This is a genomic window from Staphylococcus sp. HMSC055A09, assembly GCF_001809655.1.
Lineage (GTDB): Bacteria > Bacillota > Bacilli > Staphylococcales > Staphylococcaceae > Staphylococcus > Staphylococcus capitis.
Genome location: NZ_KV798369.1, coordinates 630281 through 651269 on the forward strand (window position 1 = coordinate 630281; position 20989 = coordinate 651269).

The window sequence follows — 20989 nt, forward strand, 5'->3', positions numbered from 1 at the left end:
ATTAAATTAGGAGGAAAATGATGACTCAAACAGTTAATGTCGTTGGAGCTGGATTGGCAGGTTCTGAAGCGGCATATCAGTTAGCTCAGCGTGGTGTAAAAGTTAATTTAATTGAAATGAGACCAGTGAAACAAACTCCAGCTCATCACACTGATAAATTTGCTGAACTTGTATGTTCTAATTCACTAAGAGGTAATTCTCTGACAAATGCAGTTGGTGTGCTTAAAGAAGAAATGAGACGTCTGGACTCTCTAATTATTCAAGCAGCTGATAAAGCACGTGTCCCAGCTGGGGGAGCTCTAGCTGTAGATAGACACGATTTTGCTGGTTATATCACTGATACGCTTCGTAATCATCCCAATATAACAGTATTAAATGAGGAAGTTAATCATATTCCTGAAGGATACACAATTATAGCTACAGGTCCACTAACGACAGAACACTTAGCTCAAGAAATAGTTGATATTACAGGTAAAGATCAACTTTACTTTTATGATGCAGCGGCACCGATTGTAGAAAAAGATACAATAGACATGAACAAAGTTTACTTAAAATCTCGTTATGACAAAGGTGAAGCTGCTTATCTTAATTGTCCTATGACAGAAGAAGAATTTAATAGATTTTATGATGCTGTATTAGAAGCTGAAGTAGCACCCGTCAATGAATTTGAAAAAGAAAAATATTTCGAAGGATGTATGCCTTTTGAAGTAATGGCTGAAAGAGGTCGTAAAACTTTACTATTTGGTCCAATGAAACCTGTAGGACTTGAGGACCCTAAAACAGGTGAACGTCCATATGCAGTTGTACAATTGAGACAAGATGATGCAGCAGGAACACTTTACAATATCGTAGGGTTCCAAACACATTTAAAATGGGGCGCGCAAAAAGAAGTTATACGTCTTATTCCTGGATTAGAGAATGTGGATATCGTGAGATATGGTGTGATGCACCGTAATACATTTATCAACTCTCCTGACGTTTTAAATGAAAAATACGAGCTTGAGGGTCATGAGCATCTTTATTTTGCAGGTCAAATGACTGGTGTAGAAGGTTATGTAGAAAGTGCGGCAAGCGGTTTGGTTGCGGGAATTAATCTCGCTCATAAACTTGCTGGTAAAGGAGAAGTTATTTTCCCTAGAGAGACGATGATAGGAAGTATGGCCTATTATATTTCTCATGCTAAAAATGAGAAAAACTTCCAACCTATGAATGCTAATTTCGGCTTATTACCATCATTAGAAAAGCGAATTAAAGATAAAAAAGAAAGATATGAAGCTCAAGCAAATAGAGCGCTCGAATATCTAGATAATTATAAACAAACACTTTGATGAGCATAATAGTTCAACTGGGTAGTAAAATAATTACTACCTAGTTTTTTTATGGAATGATTCGATTGTTTTGTGGTGAATAGGTAATATTTAAATCTTGCATTATAGGTTTAATAATTCAAGGTTTTATAAATTCTTTTTGACATTAATTCTCTAAAGATTTTGAATTGATTACCAAATTACTGTATGCCCTATCATTCATATGCTACAATGCAATATGATGGAGGGGAATTATATTGAATGAAATCCAAAAAACATTTTTATACATGTTGAAGGTAGAAAGAAATTTTTCAGAATATACTTTGAAATCCTATCATGATGATTTGATTCAATTTAATGACTTTTTAGTTAGTGAACATTTAGATTTAGCTACATTTGAATATAAAGATGCTCGAAATTATTTATCATTTTTATATTCACATAATTTAAAAAGAACGACAGTATCGAGAAAAATTTCTACTTTACGTACTTTTTATGAATATTGGATGACTCAAGATGAATCAATAGTTAACCCCTTTGTTCAACTTGTACACCCTAAGAAAGAACAGTACCTTCCTCAATTCTTCTATGAAGAAGAAATGGAAGCTTTATTTCAAACTGTGGAGCAAGATAGTAAAAAGGGCATACGAGATAGGGTTATTATTGAATTATTATATGCAACAGGAATACGTGTGTCTGAATTAGTTAATATCAAAATTAAAGATATAGATATGAATTTACCTGGAGTGAAAGTTTTAGGTAAAGGAAATAAAGAACGTTTCATTCCCTTTGGTGAATTTTGTAAGCAGAGTATTGAAAGATATTTAGACGAATTTCAACCTAGAAAAACTAATGACCATGAATATCTTATAGTTAATATGAATGGTGCGCCTATTACTGAACGTGGTGTGAGGTATGTTCTCAATGATGTAGTTAAACGCACTGCTGGTGTCACAGATATACACCCCCATAAACTCAGACATACGTTTGCAACGCATTTATTAAATCAAGGTGCTGATTTGAGGACAGTTCAATCTCTTTTAGGTCATGTTAATTTATCAACGACAGGCCGCTATACTCATGTTTCAAATCAACAACTTCGCAAGGTTTATTTAAATGCACATCCTCGAGCAAAAAAAGGAGAGTAAGTTATGAGTAATACTTTACATGCAACAACTATTTACGCTGTACGTCATAATGGAGAAGCTGCAATGGCAGGTGATGGCCAGGTTACTCTTGGACAACAAGTTATTATGAAACAAACTGCTAGAAAAGTTAGACGTTTATATGAAGGGAAAGTGTTAGCAGGATTTGCTGGTAGTGTTGCTGATGCATTCACGCTTTTCGAAAAGTTTGAAACAAAACTACAACAATTTAGCGGTAATTTAGAACGTGCGGCAGTTGAATTAGCACAAGAATGGCGTGGAGATAAGCAGTTAAGACAATTAGAAGCAATGCTTATTGTTATGAATAAAGATGCAATTCTTGTTGTAAGTGGTACAGGCGAAGTTATTGCGCCAGATGATGATCTTATCGCTATTGGGTCTGGAGGCAATTATGCTTTAAGTGCTGGTCGAGCGCTTAAAAGACATGCTTCACAACTTTCTGCTAAAGAAATGGCTTATGAGAGCTTGAAAGTTGCTGCAGACATCTGCGTATTTACTAATGATAATATTATCGTTGAAACATTGTAGTTGAATTGCATAATGTGATTTTATTTTTAAGAATTAGGAAATGAATCTTAGTTACAAAGTAACAAGATGGAGGAATGTTATATATGGATACAAATGGAATTAAATTGACTCCAAAAGATATCGTATCTAAATTAAATGAATACATTGTTGGACAAGATGACGCAAAACGTAAAGTAGCGATTGCATTAAGAAATCGCTATAGAAGAAGTTTATTAGATGAAGAAGCTAAACAAGAAATCGCACCTAAAAATATTTTAATGATTGGACCAACTGGCGTAGGTAAAACTGAAATAGCTAGAAGAATGGCTAAAATAGTTGGTGCACCTTTCATTAAAGTTGAGGCTACTAAATTTACTGAAGTAGGTTATGTAGGTCGAGACGTTGAAAGTATGGTAAGAGACTTAGTTGATGTAGCTGTTCGTTTAGTGAAAGAAGAGAAGAAAGCACTCGTCAAAGATGAAGCGATTGCTAAAGCGAATGATAAGCTTGTTAAATTGTTAGTTCCAAGTATGAAGAAGAAGGCTTCTCAAGGAAATAATCCTCTTGAAAATCTTTTCGGAGGTGCAATTCCTAACTTTGGTCAAAATAATGAAGAAGAGGAAGAGCCACCTACTGAAGAAATAAAAACTAAGCGTTCAGAAATTAAGAAGCAATTAGAAGAAGGTAAACTTGAACAAGAAAAAGTAAGAATAAAAGTAGAACAAGATCCAGCAGCTATGGGCATGCTAGGAACGAATCAAAATCAACAAATGCAAGACATGATGAACCAATTGATGCCTAAAAAGAAAGTTGAACGAGAGGTATCTGTTGAAACAGCAAGAAAAATACTTGCTGATGATTATGCTGATGAACTTATAGATCAAGAAACAGCAAACCAAGAGGCTCTAGAGCTTGCAGAACAAATGGGTATTATCTTTATAGATGAAATTGATAAAGTAGCAACAAATAATCAAAATAGTGGTCAAGATGTTTCACGCCAAGGTGTTCAAAGAGATATTTTACCAATCCTTGAAGGTAGCATGATTCAAACCAAGTATGGTACTGTAAATACTGAACACATACTATTTATTGGTGCTGGTGCGTTTCACGTTTCAAAACCTAGTGATTTGATTCCAGAATTACAAGGTCGTTTCCCAATCAGAGTAGAACTTGAAAGTCTTTCTGTTGACGACTTTGTCAGAATTCTTACAGAGCCTAAGTTATCATTAATTAAGCAATACGAAGCGTTGCTTCAAACTGAAGAAGTGACTGTAAACTTCACTGAAGAAGCGGTCAAACGTTTAGCTGAAATTGCTTACCAAGTCAACCAAGACACTGATAATATTGGTGCTCGTAGATTACACACAATTTTAGAAAAGATGCTTGAAGATTTATCATTCGAAGCACCAAATATGCCACATGCTGTTGTAGACATAACACCACAATATGTTGATGATAAACTAAAAACTATCTCAACGAATAAGGATTTAAGTGCATTTATTTTATAATATAAATAGAAGGAGAAAAATTATGAGCTTATTATCTAAAACTAGAGAATTAAACACGTTATTACAAAAACATAAAGGCATTGCAGTAGACTTTAAAGATGTTGCACAAACGATCAGTAGCGTTACAGTCACAAACGTATTTATCGTATCAAGAAGAGGTAAAATTTTAGGGTCGAGTCTTAACGAGTTATTGAAGAGTGAGCGAATTATCAATATGTTAGAGGAAAGACATATTCCTAGTGAGTATACTGAAAAACTTATGGATGTTAAACAAACACAATCTAACATTGACATTGATAATGTTTTAACAGTGTTCCCTCCTGAAAACAAAGACGTTTTTGTAAACAGTAGAACAACTATTTTCCCTATATTAGGTGGAGGAGAACGACTTGGTACACTCGTTTTAGGTCGAGTTCAAGATGACTTTAATGAGAACGACCTAGTTTTAGGTGAATACGCTGCAACTGTAATTGGTATGGAAATCTTACGTGAGAAACATAACGAAGTTGAAAAAGAGGCTCGTGATAAAGCTGCAATCACAATGGCTATCAATTCACTATCTTATTCTGAAAAAGAAGCGATTGAACATATCTTTGAAGAGTTAGGTGGAAATGAAGGTTTACTTATCGCTTCTAAAGTGGCTGACCGTGTTGGTATTACTAGATCTGTTATTGTAAATGCATTACGTAAATTAGAAAGTGCTGGTGTCATTGAATCACGTTCACTAGGTATGAAAGGTACTTTCATCAAAGTTAAAAAAGAAAAATTCTTAGATGAATTAGAAAGAACAAAATAATTAATAAAACATCAAATATAAAAAAGAGTGTCAGCTATATCATGAGCGATACTCTTTTTATATGTGATCATAAATATTATTCATTGTTCAGACACAAAGGCATTGCGTTTCTGGACAAGTTATGATATATTAATTGACGGCTATTAAGCCAATACACACATAATTAATGTAAATATAGAGGGTGCAAATCTTTGGATTTGTCTTTATATGAGTTGATTATGGAGGTAAATAACCAATAGGAGGAATTTTAAAATGGCAGTAATTTCAATGAAACAATTACTTGAAGCCGGTGTTCACTTCGGTCACCAAACACGCCGTTGGAACCCAAAAATGAAAAAATATATCTTCACTGAAAGAAATGGTATCTATATCATTGACTTACAAAAGACAGTGAAAAAAGTTGAAGAAGCATACAACTTCCTTAAACAAGTATCAGAAGATGGCGGTAAAGTCTTATTCGTAGGTACAAAAAAACAAGCACAAGAATCAGTTAAAGCTGAAGCAGAACGTGCTGGTCAATTCTACGTTAACCAAAGATGGTTAGGTGGAATCTTAACTAACTACAAAACAATCTCTAAACGAATCAAACGTATTTCTGAAATTGAAAAAATGGAAGAAGATGGATTGTTTGAAGTATTACCTAAAAAAGAAGTTGTTGAACTTAAAAAAGAATACGACCGTTTAATTAAATTCTTAGGCGGTATTCGTGATATGAAATCTATGCCTCAAGCATTATTCGTTGTTGACCCTCGTAAAGAGCGCAACGCTATTGCTGAAGCACGTAAATTAAATATTCCTATCGTAGGTATTGTTGACACTAACTGTGATCCAGACGAAATCGATTACGTTATCCCAGCAAACGATGATGCTATCCGTGCCGTTAAATTATTAACAGGCAAAATGGCAGATGCTATCTTAGAAGGTCAACAAGGTGTATCTAATGAAGAAGTAGCTGCAGAACAAAACATCAATTTAGATGAAAAAGAAGAATCTGAACAAGCAGAAACAACTGAAGAAAACACTTCTGTTGAATCAAACTAAGATATAGTTTAAATGGGTGATAAGATACTAATGCTTATCACCTTTTTTTAAAAGTAAAACAAATCGTTATAGAGTATTGGAAATATCACCTAAAATAATGGTAAAATTTGGGTATATCATAAATACAATTATATATTGGAGGAGAAATTAATGGCAATTTCAGCAAAACTTGTTAAAGAATTACGTGAAAAAACAGGCGCAGGTATGATGGATTGTAAAAAAGCGCTAACTGAAACTGATGGTGACATCGATAAAGCAATCGACTACTTACGTGAAAAAGGTATCGCGAAAGCAGCTAAAAAGGCTGACCGTATCGCTGCTGAAGGTCTTGTACACGTAGAAGTTAAAGGAAATGAAGCAGCTATCGTTGAAATCAACTCAGAAACTGACTTCGTTGCTCGTAACGAAGGATTCCAAGAATTAGTTAAAGAAATTGCTAACCAAATTCTTGATAGTAAAGCTGAAACAGTTGACGCTTTATTAGAAACTAAATTATCAAGTGGCAAAACTGTTGATGAAAGAATGAAAGAAGCTATCTCTACAATTGGTGAAAAATTAAGTATCCGTCGTTTTGCTATTAGAACTAAATCTGATAATGACGCTTTCGGTTCTTACCTACACATGGGCGGACGCATTGGTGTGTTAACTGTTGTTGAAGGTACAACTGATGAATCAGCTGCAAAAGATGTAGCTATGCACATCGCTGCAATCAACCCTAAATATGTTTCTTCTGATCAAGTAAGCGAAGAAGAAATCAACCACGAAAAAGAAGTATTAAAACAACAAGCATTAAACGAAGGTAAACCAGAAAACATCGTAGAAAAAATGGTTGAAGGTCGTTTACGTAAATATTTACAAGAAATTTGTGCTGTAGATCAAAACTTCGTTAAAAATCCAGATGAAACAGTTGAAGCATTCTTAAAATCAAAAGGTGGTCAACTTACTGACTTCGTTCGTTACGAAGTAGGCGAAGGTATGGAAAAACGCGAAGAAAACTTCGCTGATGAAGTTAAAGGACAAATGAAATAATCTGTCATAATTTTAACAAGAAAGAAGACACCTATTAAGTTTCCTTTCTAATAGTTTTAGAGCTATAGAAAGGAGCCATCCGTGTCTTCTTTACTTATATATTTTTACATATTTCTACTATAGAGAGGATAAGAAAATGGCTCAAACTTCTAAATATAAACGTGTAGTCTTGAAATTGAGTGGAGAAGCTTTAGCTGGAGATAAGGGATTCGGTATCAATCCAATTATCATCAAAAGTGTAGCGAAACAAGTTGCTGAAGTTGCTAAAATGGACTGTGAAATTGCAGTTATTGTTGGTGGCGGAAACATTTGGAGAGGTAAAACAGGCAGCGATTTAGGAATGGATCGAGGCACTGCTGACTATATGGGCATGTTAGCAACTGTAATGAATGCTTTAGCGTTACAAGATAGTTTAGAACAATTAGATTGTGATACACGTGTTTTAACTTCAATTGAAATGAAACAAGTTGCTGAACCATATATTCGTCGACGTGCAATCAGACATCTAGAGAAGAAGCGCGTAGTTATCTTTGCAGCTGGTATAGGTAACCCTTACTTCTCAACTGATACTACAGCAGCTTTACGAGCAGCTGAAGTTGAAGCAGATGTAATCTTAATGGGTAAAAATAATGTAGATGGTGTTTATTCAGCTGACCCTAAAGTTGATGAAAATGCCGTTAAATATGAACACTTAACTCATATTCAAATGTTACAAGAAGGTTTACAAGTAATGGATTCTACTGCTTCATCATTCTGCATGGACAATAATATTCCATTAAATGTATTCTCAATTATGGAAGAAGGAAATATTAAGCGCGCCGTTATGGGAGAAAAAATCGGTACGCTGATTACAAAATAAATTAGAGGTGTAAAAAAATGAGTGACATTATTAAAGATACTAAAGCTAGAATGCAAAAATCTATCGACAACTTATCACGTGAATTAGCTAACATCAGTGCTGGTCGAGCTAATTCAAATTTACTAAATGGTGTAACAGTTGATTACTATGGTGCACCAACACCAGTACAACAATTAGCAAGTATCAATGTTCCTGAAGCACGTTTATTAGTAATTTCACCATATGATAAAACTTCAGTAGATGATATTGAGAAAGCAATCATCGCAGCAAACTTGGGCGTTAACCCAACAAGTGACGGTGAGGTCATCCGAATTTCTGTTCCTGCATTAACAGAAGAAAGACGTAAAGAACTAGTGAAAAACGTTAAAAAAATTGGTGAAGATGCAAAAGTTTCAATTAGAAATATTCGCCGTGACATCAATGATCATCTTAAAAAAGAAGAGAAAAATGGTGACATTACTGAGGATGACTTAAGAAGTCAAACTGATGACGTTCAAAAAGCAACTGATAACTCTATTAAAGAAATAGATCAGTTAGTTGACGATAAAGAACAAGATATCATGTCTGTTTAATCATGTGACTTGTCACTGAGTAGATTAAAATTTATAACTACTCTTCACATGATATTTATAAAGTGTCTAAGAATTAATTAGTGAGCTCGACTTGAGGTCATACTTCTTTAATACTTTATGAATGTTTATGTTTTAATAGTCTAAACTGTACCAAGTAGGACTTTGGTACAGTTTTTTTATTTGCTTATTCAATGGAATAAATGAGTATGATAAAATGGTAGATGATTGTTTAATTAACCTATACAATAAAACAGAGATGATCAGGCTCGGAGGAAAGACCATGTTTAAAAAGCTAAAAAATAAAAATAAGACTGAAAATAATCTAAATAATGATTTAGATTTACATAATATTCCTGAACATGTTGCCATCATTATGGATGGAAATGGTCGATGGGCTAAAAAACGTAAAATGCCAAGAATAAAAGGACATTATGAAGGCATGCAAACAATCAAAAAAATTACTCGAGAAGCGAGTAATATTGGTATTAAATATTTAACACTTTATGCTTTCTCCACAGAGAATTGGTCTAGACCTGAAAGCGAAGTTAATTATATTATGAATCTGCCTGTTAATTTTCTTAAAACATTTTTACCAGAGTTAATTGAAAAAAATGTTAAAGTTGAAACAATTGGATTCGGTGAAGGCTTACCCCAATCAACTATTGAAGCTATTAATCAAGCGAAAGAAAAGACGAAGAATAATACAGGATTAACATTAATTTTCGCTATTAATTATGGTGGACGTGCTGAAATTATTCAAAGTATGAAAGAAATATTTGAAGAGTTACAATCTGCGCATCAAAGTTCTGAAGCTATTGATGAAAATCTATTAAACAAACATTTAATGACTCGCGATTACCCTGATCCGGAATTACTAATTCGTACTTCTGGAGAACAAAGAATTAGTAACTTTTTAATTTGGCAAGCTTCATACAGTGAATTTATTTTTAATGAGAAGTTATGGCCAGATTTCGATGAAAATGAATTAAAAGAATGTTTAAAAATTTATCAATCGCGCCAAAGACGCTTTGGGGGATTAAGTGAGGAGTAAAGTATGAAAGTAAGAACATTAACTGCAATTATTGCCTTATTAATATTCTTGCCATTCTTACTAAAAGGTGGCATGATTTTAATGCTTTTCGCTTACTTATTAGCTTTAATTGCATTAAAAGAACTATTAAACATGAACATGATTAAGTTCTTATCTATACCAGGATTTATTAGTGCATTAGCCTTAATTATTATTATGTTGCCTCAAGATGCTGGGGAATGGGTACAAACTATACAACTTAAAAGCTTAATAGCTATGAGTTTTATTGTCCTAAGTTATACAGTGCTATCTAAGAACAGATTTAGTTTTATGGATGCAGCTTTCTGTCTTATGTCGGTAGCATATGTAGGTATTGGATTTATGTATTTCTATGAAACACGTTCAGAGGGATTACATTACATATTATTTGCCTTTCTAATAGTTTGGTTAACAGATACTGGAGCATATATTTTCGGTCGATTGATGGGTAAACATAAATTATGGCCTGTGATTAGCCCTAATAAAACGATTGAAGGTTTTATTGGGGGAATCATTTGTAGTTTACTCGTACCTTTAATTATGCAATTTTTCGTGAATTTCCATCTAAACATATGGCTGTTATTAATAGTTACAGTGATTTTAAGTATGTTTGGTCAATTAGGAGATTTAGTTGAATCTGGATTTAAGCGACACTTTGGTGTCAAAGATTCAGGCCGTATTTTACCAGGTCACGGTGGTATTTTAGATAGATTTGATAGTTTTATGTTTGTTTTACCACTATTAAATATTTTATTAATCCAAATTTAATTTGTGGTACAGTCTATAAAATAAAATAGATGTTATAATAAAGGAGTTATTGAGATATTGGAGAGAGTGCAATGTCTCTTAACTCCTTTTGAACACTATCACTGTATAAATCGTTAACTACAATTATACATATTTATTAGAGAATGAATCTAAGCGTATTATAATGTTTTATATTATTTGTTTATTCTAGTACTTAGATTTATTGAAAATTAAACATAATATCAATAGAGGTGTAGAGTATGAGCTATTTAATAACAATAGTTTCATTTATCATCGTATTTGGTGTACTAGTTACTGTACATGAATACGGTCATATGTTCTTTGCTAAAAGAGCAGGTATCATTTGTCCTGAATTCGCGATTGGCATGGGGCCTAAAATTTTTAGTTTTAGAAAAGATGAAACATTATACACAATACGTTTATTACCTGTAGGCGGTTATGTAAGAATGGCTGGAGATGGACTTGAAGAGCCACCAGTTCAACCAGGTATGAACGTAAAAATTAAATTAAATGAAAAAGATGAAATTACGCATATTATTTTAGATGATCAACATAAATTCCAACAAATTGAAGCTATAGAAGTTAAAAAATGTGACTTTAAAGATGATTTATATATAGAAGGTATAACATCTTATGATGAAGAAAGACATCATTACTCAATCGCTAAGAAGGCATATTTTGTTGAAAATGGAAGTCTTATACAAATCGCCCCTAGAGATAGACAGTTTGCACATAAGAAACCATTACCCAAATTTTTAACACTTTTTGCCGGCCCGCTCTTCAATTTTATTCTAGCATTAGTGTTATTTATAGGTTTAGCTTATTACCAAGGTACGCCTACAAATACAATTGGAGAAGTAGTAAAGCATTCACCTGCAGATCAAGCTGGGTTACATAAAGGTGATAAAATTGTTGAAATCGGTGATCATAAAATTAAAGACTTTAGTGAAATAAGAAAAGTATTAGATGATAATAAAACTTCTAAAACAACAATTAAAGTACAAAGAGATCACCATTCAAAAACAATGCAACTTGAACCCAAAAAGGTAGAAAACAAAATTAGCAAAAACAAAAAGCAAACAAGTTACCAAATCGGATTTGCACCTAAGTTGGAGCACAGTATTTTTAAACCAATCAGTTATGGAATTTATAATTTCTTTGATAAAGGTAAATTAATCTTCTCAGCGGTTGTTGGTATGATTGCTAGCATCTTTACTGGTGGTTTTTCATTCGACATGCTTAATGGTCCAGTAGGTATTTACCATAATGTGGACTCAGTTGTAAAGTCTGGTATTATCAACCTAATAGGCTATACAGCATTATTAAGTGTAAACTTAGGTATCATGAACTTATTACCTATTCCAGCGTTAGATGGTGGTCGAATTTTATTTGTATTATATGAGGCTATTTTCAGAAAGCCAGTGAATAAAAAGGCTGAAACAGCTATTATTGCAACAGGTGCATTATTTGTTGTTATTATTATGATTATCGTAACTTGGAACGATATACAACGGTATTTCTTATAATTAGGGAGGAAAATAGAGAATGAAACAATCTAAAGTATTTATACCAACGATGAGAGAAGTTCCTGCAGAAGCTGAAGCACTAAGTCATCGTTTATTACTTAAAGCAGGTTTAATCAAACAAAGTACTAGTGGAATCTATAGTTATTTACCACTTGCAACAAGAGTTTTAAATAACATTTCTAACATCGTACGAGAAGAAATGGAAAGTATTGATGCCGTTGAAATTTTAATGCCCGCTTTACAACAAGCTGAATTATGGGAAGAATCTGGACGTTGGGGAGCTTATGGTCCAGAGTTAATGCGACTCAAAGATAGAAATGGAAGAGAATTCGCATTGGGGCCTACGCATGAAGAGGTTGTAACTTCTCTAGTTAGAGACGAACTAAAATCATACAAACGTCTACCTCTTACCTTATTCCAAATTCAATCAAAATACCGTGATGAAAAGAGACCCCGCTTTGGATTATTACGCGGCAGAGAATTTATTATGAAAGATGCATATTCTTTCCACGCTGACGAAGAATCTTTAGATGCAACATATCAAGATATGTACAATGCATATAGTAAAATCTTCAAGCGTGTAGGGATTAACGCACGCCCTGTAGTCGCTGATTCAGGCGCGATTGGTGGTAATCACACTCATGAATTTATGGCACTAAGTGAAATTGGCGAAGATACAATTGTTTATAGTAACGAAAGTGACTATGCTGCTAATATTGAAAAAGCAGAAGTTATTTATCATCCTTCAGAAAAACATACTGAAACAGCTGAACTATCAAAAATTGAAACACCAAATGTCAAAACAGCACAAGAACTCGCAGATTTCTTAAATCGTCCACTAGATGAAATTGTTAAAACAATGATTTTCAAAGTAGATGGCGAATTTATTATGATTCTAATAAGAGGGCACCATGAATTAAACGATGTTAAATTAAAAGCATATTTCGGTACTGAAAATGTTGAAATGGCATCACAAGATGAAATTGTCAATTTAGTTGGTGCAAATCCTGGTTCTTTAGGCCCAATTCATAATAAAGAAATTAAGATATACGCAGATAACTATGTAAAAGATTTAAATAATCTTGTTATAGGTGCTAATGAAGATGGCTATCATTATGTTAATGCTAATGTAGAAAGAGATTTTAACATTGATGAATATGGTGATTTTAGATTTATTTTAGAAGGCGAAATGTTAAGTGATGGTTCTGGTAAAGCTCAATTTGCAGAAGGTATTGAAGTTGGTCAAGTCTTCAAGTTGGGTACAAAATACTCTGAAGCAATGAACGCTACTTTCCTTGATAATCAAGGTAAAGCGCAACCATTAATTATGGGATGCTACGGTATTGGTATTTCGAGAACTCTTAGCGCTATTGTTGAACAAAATAATGATGACAATGGTATTATTTGGCCAAAATCAGTCACACCATTTGATTTACACTTAATAACAATTAACCCTAAAAAAGATGATCAACGTGAATTAGGAGATCAATTATATGATCAATTAAATGGTCAATTCGATATTCTTTATGATGATAGAAAAGAACGCGCAGGTGTTAAATTTAACGATGCTGACTTAATTGGATTACCAATGCGAGTTGTAGTCGGTAAAAGAGCTGAAGAGGGTATTGTTGAGGTCAAACAACGCTTGAATGGTGAAAGTGAAGAGATTCACGTCAATGATTTAGAAAATTATTTAAAAGATTTATATGACAATTTAAAATAGATTTAGATTTTGAAAGTAAACTAGTTGAAGTAGGGCGGGGAATGAATTTTGAGTTTGAAATTCAAACCTGCTCTTCTTTATTGTTTTAAATATACAAATAATTTCTCATGAAAATTAATCAAATGAGTAGTATAATATGAATCAAATTTGCTATAAGATTTGAGTGTGCAGCAATAGTAGTTCTTATCACATACATAATTAGAATTTAAATAAAAGTACAAGTATTAAAAATTTAAGGTGGTTATTATTTTGGCAATGACAAATCAAGAAAAATTCAAAGTACTTGCCGATCAAATTAAAATATCAAATCAATTAGAGACTGATATTCTAAATGAGGGTGAACTGACTCGAATTGATGTTTCTAATAAGAATAGAACATGGGAATTTCAAATCTCATTACCACGTTTTCTTTCACATGAAGATTACCTATTATTTACTCATGCAATTGAAGAAGAGTTTAAAGAAATAGCCACAGTTACAATCCATTTTTCAATTAAAGATACAACTCACCAAGACGAACATGCATTAAAATACTTTGCCCATTGTATTGATCAAACGAGATTATCACCTAAAGTTAAAGGTCAATTAAAACAAAAGAAATTGATTATGTCTGGTAATGTAATCAAAGTTTTAGTATCCAATGATATTGAACGTAACCATTTTGACAAAGCATGTAATGGAAGTTTAGTTAAAGCTTTTCAAAAATGTGGTTTTAATATAGACAAGATTATCTTTGAAACAGATACTATGAATCATGATGATGATTTAGCCTCATTAGAAGCTCATATTCAACAAGAAGATGAACAAAGTGCTAGAGAAGCTACTGAAAAATTAGAAAAAATGAAGGCTGAAAAGGCTAAACAACAAGATAACAATGAAAGTTCTGTTGATAAGTGTCAAATTGGGAAAACAATTCAAGTTGAAAACATTCGCTCTATTGATTCAATTATCGAAGAAGAATTCAAAGTAGCAATTGAAGGTGTTATTTTCGATATCAATTTAAAAGAACTTAAAAGTGGGCGTCATATCGTAGAGCTTAAAGTTACAGACTACACAGATTCTTTAGTTTTAAAAATGTTCACCCGTAAAAATAAAGATGACCTAGACCATTTTAAGGCTTTAAGTGTAGGAAAATGGGTGAGAGCACAAGGTCGTATTGAAGAAGATACATTTGTGCGTGATTTAGTTATGATGATGTCAGATATTGAAGAAATTAAAAAAGCACCAAAAAAAGATAAAGCTGACGAAAAACGTGTAGAGTTTCATTTGCATACAGCTATGAGCCAAATGGATGGTATACCGAATATCGGTTCTTATGTTGAACAAGCCGCTGAATGGGGACACTCTGCTATTGCAGTTACTGACCATAATGTCGTTCAAGCATTTCCAGATGCACATAATGCAGCAGAGAAACATGGAATTAAAATGATTTACGGTATGGAGGGCATGCTTGTTGATGACGGAGTGCCTATCGCTTACAAACCTACTGACCGCGTTTTAAAAGATGCTACTTATGTGGTATTTGACGTTGAAACAACAGGTTTATCTAATCAATACGATAAAATTATTGAGTTAGCAGCTGTAAAAGTTCATAATGGTGAAATTATTGATAAATTCGAACGCTTTAGTAATCCTCATGAACGTTTATCTGAAACAATCATTAATTTAACTCATATCACAGACGACATGCTAACGGATGCTCCTGAAATTGAAGAAGTATTAACTGAATTTAAAGAATGGGTTGGGGACGCGATATTTGTAGCTCACAATGCTTCATTTGATATGGGATTTATTGATACTGGTTATGAGCGCTTAGGCTTTGGGCCGTCTACTAACGGTGTCATCGATACATTAGAACTTTCACGTACGATTAACACTGAATACGGTAAACACGGTTTAAACTTCCTTGCTAAAAAGTATGGCGTCGAACTCACACAACACCATAGAGCGATTTATGATACTGAAGCAACCGCATATATTTTCATCAAAATGATTCAACAAATGAAAGAACTCGGCGTTCTAAATCACTTGGAAATAAATAAAAAGCTAACTAATGAAGATGCTTATAAAAGAGCACGCCCATCTCACGTAACACTTATAGTTCAAAACCAAGAAGGACTTAAAAATCTATTTAAAATCGTAAGTGCGTCTTTAGTAAAATACTATTATCGTACACCTAGAATTCCACGCTCTCTTTTAAATGAATATAGAGAGGGGATATTGGTTGGTACTGCATGTGATGAAGGGGAATTATTTACTGCTGTAATGCAAAAAGACCAATCAGAAGTTGAAAAAATTGCAAAGTATTATGATTTCATAGAAGTTCAACCACCTGCATTGTACCAAGATTTGATGGACAGAGAATTAATTCGTGATCATGAAACTTTAACAGAAATTTATCAACGGTTAATTGAAGCGGGAGAAAGTGCAAATATTCCAGTTATTGCGACGGGTAATGTGCATTATTTATATGAACACGATGCAATTGCACGAAAAATTTTAATTGCGTCACAACCAGGTAATCCATTAAATCGTTCAACGTTACCTGAAGCACATTTTAGAACTACAGATGAAATGCTAGACGAATTTCATTTTCTTGGAGAAGAGAAAGCGCATGAAATCGTAGTCAAAAATACAAACGAATTAGCCGAACGTATTGAGAGAGTTGTTCCGATTAAAGATAAATTATTTACACCAAGAATGGAAGGTGCAAATGATGAGATTCGTGAATTAAGTTATTCTAATGCTAAAAAGTTATATGGTGAAGATTTACCGCAAATCGTTATAGATCGATTAGAGAAGGAATTAGCTAGTATTATCGGTAATGGTTTCTCAGTAATTTATTTGATTTCACAAAGATTAGTTAAAAAATCACTTGATGATGGTTATTTAGTAGGATCTCGTGGTTCGGTCGGTTCTAGTTTCGTGGCTACGATGACTGAGATTACCGAAGTTAATCCTTTACCTCCACATTATATATGTTCACATTGTAAAACGAGCGAGTTCTTTGATGATGGGTCAGTAGGTTCAGGTTTCGACCTTCCAGATAAAAAGTGTCCTATTTGTGGTAATGACCTTATTAAAGAAGGACAAGATATTCCATTCGAAACGTTTTTAGGTTTCAAAGGAGATAAAGTTCCCGATATTGATTTAAACTTTAGTGGGGAGTACCAACCAAACGCGCATAACTATACTAAAGTGCTATTTGGTGAAGATAAAGTTTTCCGTGCAGGTACGATTGGTACAGTTGCTGAAAAAACTGCTTTCGGATTTGTAAAAGGATATCTCAATGATCAAGGTATCCATAAACGTGGAGCTGAAATTGACAGATTGGTTAAAGGTTGCACTGGTGTTAAACGTACGACTGGACAACATCCAGGTGGTATTATAGTAGTTCCAGACTATATGGATATTTACGATTTTACGCCTATTCAATTCCCTGCAGATGATCAAAGTGCAGCTTGGATGACAACACACTTTGACTTCCACTCCATACATGATAACGTTTTAAAACTCGATATACTTGGGCACGATGACCCAACTATGATACGTATGCTTCAAGACTTATCAGGTATTGATCCTAAGACTATTCCAGTTGATGATAAAGATACGATGCAAATTTTCAGTGGTCCTGAGAGTTTAGGTGTTACTGAAGATGAAATATTATGTAAAACTGGTACATTTGGCGTCCCTGAATTCGGTACTGGATTCGTTAGACAAATGTTAGAAGATACGAAACCAACAACTTTCTCAGAGCTTGTACAAATTTCTGGCTTATCACACGGTACTGATGTGTGGCTTGGTAATGCTCAGGAATTAATACGACAAGGTATTTGTGATTTATCAAGCGTAATAGGTTGTCGTGATGATATTATGGTTTATCTTATGTACGCAGGATTAGAACCATCTATGGCCTTCAAAACAATGGAATTCGTGCGTAAAGGTCGTGGATTAACCGATGAAATGGTCGAAGCTATGAAAGAAAATGATGTACCTGACTGGTATTTAGATTCATGCCGAAAAATTAAATACATGTTCCCTAAAGCCCATGCTGCAGCATATGTTCTGATGGCAGTAAGAATTGCTTATTTTAAAGTACACCATCCGCTATATTATTATGCAGCGTACTTTACTATTAGAGCTTCTGACTTTGATCTCATTACAATGATTAAAGATAAAACAAGTATTCGCAACACTGTTAAAGACATGTACTCTCGTTATATGGACTTAGGAAAAAAAGAAAAAGATGTTTTAACTGTTTTAGAAATCATGAACGAAATGGCACATCGAGGATTCCGCATGCAGCCAATTAGTCTTGAAAAAAGTCAGGCTTTCGACTTTATTATTGAAGAAGACACGCTTATTCCTCCGTTTGTTGCAGTACCTGGTTTAGGTGAGAACGTTGCCAAACGGATTGTTGAAGCACGTGAGGAAGGTCCTTTCTTATCCAAAGAAGATTTAAATAAGAAAGCGGGACTTTCACAAAAAGTTATTGATTACTTAGATGAGATGGGATCCTTACCAGGTTTACCAGATAAAGCACAATTATCTATTTTTGATATGTAGTTTTCCCTTGAAAATGATTGCTATATATCAAATAGATTACCAAAATACAGGATTTAGGTGCTAAACAATAGAATGTTAATAGCACCTCTATCCCGTCTACAACTTATGAAATTTGTTTAGTATCATGAGTTATGATATACTTTAATTGTGTAAAAAATGATTAAACTCAGGCAGAAGAGTGGGCATATACCCGCTCTTTTCTATTTGCCAAAAAAGGAGGCCTGTATGAGTAAAATTACTGAACAAGTAGAAACTATAATTCAGCCTATATTAGATGATTTAAAATTTGAACTTGTTGAAATTGAATATGTTAAAGAAGGTAAAGATCGCTTTCTTAGAGTGTCCATCGATAAAGAAGGTGGCGTAGATCTTAATGATTGTACTTTAGCTTCAGAAAAAATTAGTGAAGCAATGGATGAAAATGACCCTATCCCGGAAATGTATTACCTTGATGTAGCATCTCCAGGGGCAGAACGACCTATTAAAAAAGATAAAGATTTTCAAAATGCTGTAAGTCAACCTATATTTGTTTCACTTTATGCACCAATCGAAGGTGATAAAGAGTGGTTGGGAATATTAAAATCTGTAGATGAAGACAATATAGTTATGGAAGTAAAAGAAAAATCAAAAACCAAAGAAATTGAAATACCAAGAAATAAAATCGCTAAAGCACGTCACGCTGTTATGATTTAACGTGATGAGGAGGAAAAACTGTGTCAAGTAATGAATTATTATTAGCTACTGAATATTTAGAAAAGGAAAAGAAAATTCCTAGAGAAGTACTTATCGATGCTATTGAAGCTGCGCTAATCACTGCATATAAGAAAAATTATGACAGTGCAAGAAATGTAAGAGTAGAATTAAACATGGACGAAGGTTCGTTTAGAGTAATTGCTCGAAAAGAAGTCGTAGAGGAAGTCTTCGATGATAGAGATGAAGTAGATCTAAGCACTGCATTGGTAAAAAATCCAGCTTATGAAATTGGTGATATCTATGAAGAAGATGTTACTCCTAAAGACTTTGGACGAGTAGGCGCACAAGCAGCTAAACAAGCAGTTATGCAACGTTTAAGAGACGCTGAAAGAGAAATCCTATATGATGAATTTATTGATAAAGAAGAAGATATTTTAACAGGTGTGATTGACCGTGTCGATCATCGCTATGTTTACGTAAATTTAGGTAGAATTGAAGCTGTTTTATCTGAAGCTGAAAGAAGCCCTAACGAAAGTTACATCCCTAATGAACGTATTAAAGTTTATGTAAACAAAGTTGAACAAACAACAAAAGGACCTCAGATTTATGTTTCAAGAAGTCATCCAGGTTTATTAAAACGTTTATTTGAACAAGAAGTTCCAGAAATTTATGATGGAACTGTCATTGTTAAATCTGTAGCACGTGAAGCAGGAGACCGTTCTAAAATCAGTGTTTACTCTGATAATGCAGATATCGACGCAGTAGGTGCATGTGTAGGTTCTAAAGGTGCACGTGTTGAAGCTGTTGTTGAAGAACTTGGTGGAGAGAAAATAGACATCGTTCAATGGAATGAGGATCCGAAAGTATTCGTTAGAAATGCTTTAAGCCCATCACAAGTTCTAGAAGTTATTGTTGACGAAGAAAATCAATCAACAATAGTGGTTGTACCTGATTACCAACTTTCTCTAGCAATAGGTAAACGTGGTCAAAATGCGCGTCTAGCAGCTAAATTAACTGGTTGGAAGATTGATATTAAATCTGAATCTGATGCACGTGAAGCAGGCGTTTACCCTGTAATTGAATCTGAAGAAGTTGCAGATGAAATCGTAAACACTGGTGATGAAGATGTTGAATTTGATGACGTTAATTTAGAAGAATCTAATTTAACAACAGCAGAATTAGCTGCAGAGACTGATGAAGAAAAAGACTCTGATGCTGAAGAAGATAAAAATACAGAAGAATAGATTGGAGTGTTAACTTATGAAAAAGAAAAAAATTCCAATGCGAAAATGTATTATATCTAATGAAATGCATCCAAAGAAAGATATGATTCGAGTAGTCATCAATAAAGAAGGCGAAATCTTTGCAGATGCGACTGGTAAGAAACAAGGTCGTGGAGCATATGTTTCTAAAGATGTTTCTCTAGTTGAAAAGGCTCAACAAAAAGAGTTACTTGAAAAGTACTTTAACGCCTCTAAAGAAACACTAGAACCGGTATATAAAGAAATTATTCGTTTAATTTATAGAGAAGAGATTCCTAAATGATTAAAGATCAAATATTTAATTTCCTGGGCTTAGCAATGAGAGCAGGAAAAGTTAAAAGTGGAGAATCTGTTATTTTAAACGACATTAAAACCAATAAGATTAAACTCGTAATCGTAGCAACCGACGCGTCTGACAATGCTTTGAAAGTTATGAAAGATAAGTGCAATAGCAACCAAGTTCCATTAAGGAATTTTGGAACGAGGGCTGAATTAGGGGGAGCACTTGGTAAAGGCGAGAGAGTTAATATTGGTGTAACAGATAATGGTTTTGCTAAAAAGTTATTATCAATGATAGATGAATATCGTAAGGAGTGA

Annotated in this window: 18 protein-coding genes; all 18 read left to right on the forward strand. The window is 33.7% G+C overall.

Annotation, left to right across the window (positions count from 1 at the left end; translation table 11 throughout):
• Positions 1-20: 20 nt before the first annotated feature.
• The 18 genes from trmFO (at position 21) to HMPREF2642_RS08665 (ending at position 20989) form a co-directional block, all read left to right on the forward strand.
• A complete protein-coding gene (gene trmFO, locus HMPREF2642_RS08580) occupies positions 21-1328 on the forward strand; it encodes an FADH(2)-oxidizing methylenetetrahydrofolate--tRNA-(uracil(54)-C(5))-methyltransferase TrmFO (protein ID WP_030064791.1) in 1308 nt (435 codons plus the stop codon).
• A gap of 236 nt (positions 1329-1564) precedes the next feature.
• A complete protein-coding gene (xerC, locus tag HMPREF2642_RS08585) occupies positions 1565-2455 on the forward strand; it encodes a tyrosine recombinase XerC (RefSeq protein WP_023350394.1) in 891 nt (296 codons plus the stop codon).
• 3 nt (positions 2456-2458) lie between these two features.
• Entirely contained in the window at positions 2459-3001 is a 543-nt protein-coding gene (gene hslV, locus HMPREF2642_RS08590) for an ATP-dependent protease subunit HslV (protein ID WP_023350393.1), read from the forward strand.
• An 83-nt stretch (positions 3002-3084) separates the two neighbouring features.
• Positions 3085-4488 (forward strand): ATP-dependent protease ATPase subunit HslU, encoded by a 1404-nt coding sequence (gene hslU / locus HMPREF2642_RS08595; RefSeq protein WP_070597782.1) that lies wholly within the window; start codon positions 3085-3087, stop codon positions 4486-4488.
• A gap of 22 nt (positions 4489-4510) precedes the next feature.
• The gene (gene codY / locus HMPREF2642_RS08600) at positions 4511-5284 is read left to right on the forward strand and encodes a GTP-sensing pleiotropic transcriptional regulator CodY (protein ID WP_002436324.1); all 774 of its coding nucleotides are present in this window, start codon (positions 4511-4513) and stop codon (positions 5282-5284) included.
• Between the two features lie 252 nt (positions 5285-5536).
• Positions 5537-6325 carry a 30S ribosomal protein S2 gene (gene rpsB / locus HMPREF2642_RS08605; RefSeq protein WP_002436327.1) on the forward strand — a complete coding sequence of 263 codons (789 nt, stop codon included), beginning with the start codon at positions 5537-5539 and terminating at the stop codon, positions 6323-6325.
• Positions 6326-6475: 150 nt separating this feature from the next.
• Entirely contained in the window at positions 6476-7354 is an 879-nt protein-coding gene (gene tsf / locus HMPREF2642_RS08610; RefSeq protein ID WP_030064793.1) for a translation elongation factor Ts, read from the forward strand.
• Positions 7355-7490: 136 nt separating this feature from the next.
• Positions 7491-8213, forward strand: a complete 723-nt coding sequence (gene pyrH / locus HMPREF2642_RS08615; RefSeq protein ID WP_002436299.1) for a UMP kinase — start codon at positions 7491-7493, stop codon at positions 8211-8213.
• A gap of 17 nt (positions 8214-8230) precedes the next feature.
• Positions 8231-8785, forward strand: coding sequence for a ribosome recycling factor (gene frr / locus HMPREF2642_RS08620; protein WP_002436295.1), 555 nt, complete (start codon positions 8231-8233; stop codon positions 8783-8785).
• A gap of 280 nt (positions 8786-9065) precedes the next feature.
• Positions 9066-9836, forward strand: a complete 771-nt coding sequence (locus HMPREF2642_RS08625; RefSeq protein WP_002436351.1) for an isoprenyl transferase — start codon at positions 9066-9068, stop codon at positions 9834-9836.
• A gap of 3 nt (positions 9837-9839) precedes the next feature.
• A complete protein-coding gene (locus HMPREF2642_RS08630) occupies positions 9840-10622 on the forward strand; it encodes a phosphatidate cytidylyltransferase (protein ID WP_002436308.1) in 783 nt (260 codons plus the stop codon).
• Between the two features lie 239 nt (positions 10623-10861).
• Entirely contained in the window at positions 10862-12148 is a 1287-nt protein-coding gene (gene rseP / locus HMPREF2642_RS08635) for an RIP metalloprotease RseP (protein ID WP_030064796.1), read from the forward strand.
• Between the two features lie 19 nt (positions 12149-12167).
• On the forward strand, positions 12168-13871 hold the full coding sequence (locus tag HMPREF2642_RS08640; protein ID WP_070597783.1) for a proline--tRNA ligase: 1704 nt from the start codon (positions 12168-12170) through the stop codon (positions 13869-13871).
• Positions 13872-14126: 255 nt separating this feature from the next.
• Positions 14127-18437: a PolC-type DNA polymerase III gene (locus tag HMPREF2642_RS08645; RefSeq protein WP_141744482.1), complete on the forward strand. Its 4311-nt coding sequence runs from the start codon at positions 14127-14129 to the stop codon at positions 18435-18437.
• Positions 18438-18662: 225 nt separating this feature from the next.
• Positions 18663-19130, forward strand: a complete 468-nt coding sequence (gene rimP / locus HMPREF2642_RS08650) for a ribosome maturation factor RimP (RefSeq protein ID WP_002436317.1) — start codon at positions 18663-18665, stop codon at positions 19128-19130.
• Between the two features lie 20 nt (positions 19131-19150).
• Positions 19151-20374, forward strand: a complete 1224-nt coding sequence (gene nusA / locus HMPREF2642_RS08655; RefSeq protein ID WP_002436342.1) for a transcription termination factor NusA — start codon at positions 19151-19153, stop codon at positions 20372-20374.
• A 16-nt stretch (positions 20375-20390) separates the two neighbouring features.
• A complete protein-coding gene (gene rnpM, locus HMPREF2642_RS08660; RefSeq protein WP_002436310.1) occupies positions 20391-20675 on the forward strand; it encodes an RNase P modulator RnpM in 285 nt (94 codons plus the stop codon).
• The gene (locus HMPREF2642_RS08665) at positions 20672-20989 is read left to right on the forward strand and encodes a L7Ae/L30e/S12e/Gadd45 family ribosomal protein (protein ID WP_030064802.1); all 318 of its coding nucleotides are present in this window, start codon (positions 20672-20674) and stop codon (positions 20987-20989) included. The genes rnpM and HMPREF2642_RS08665 overlap by 4 nt, the downstream gene beginning before the upstream one ends.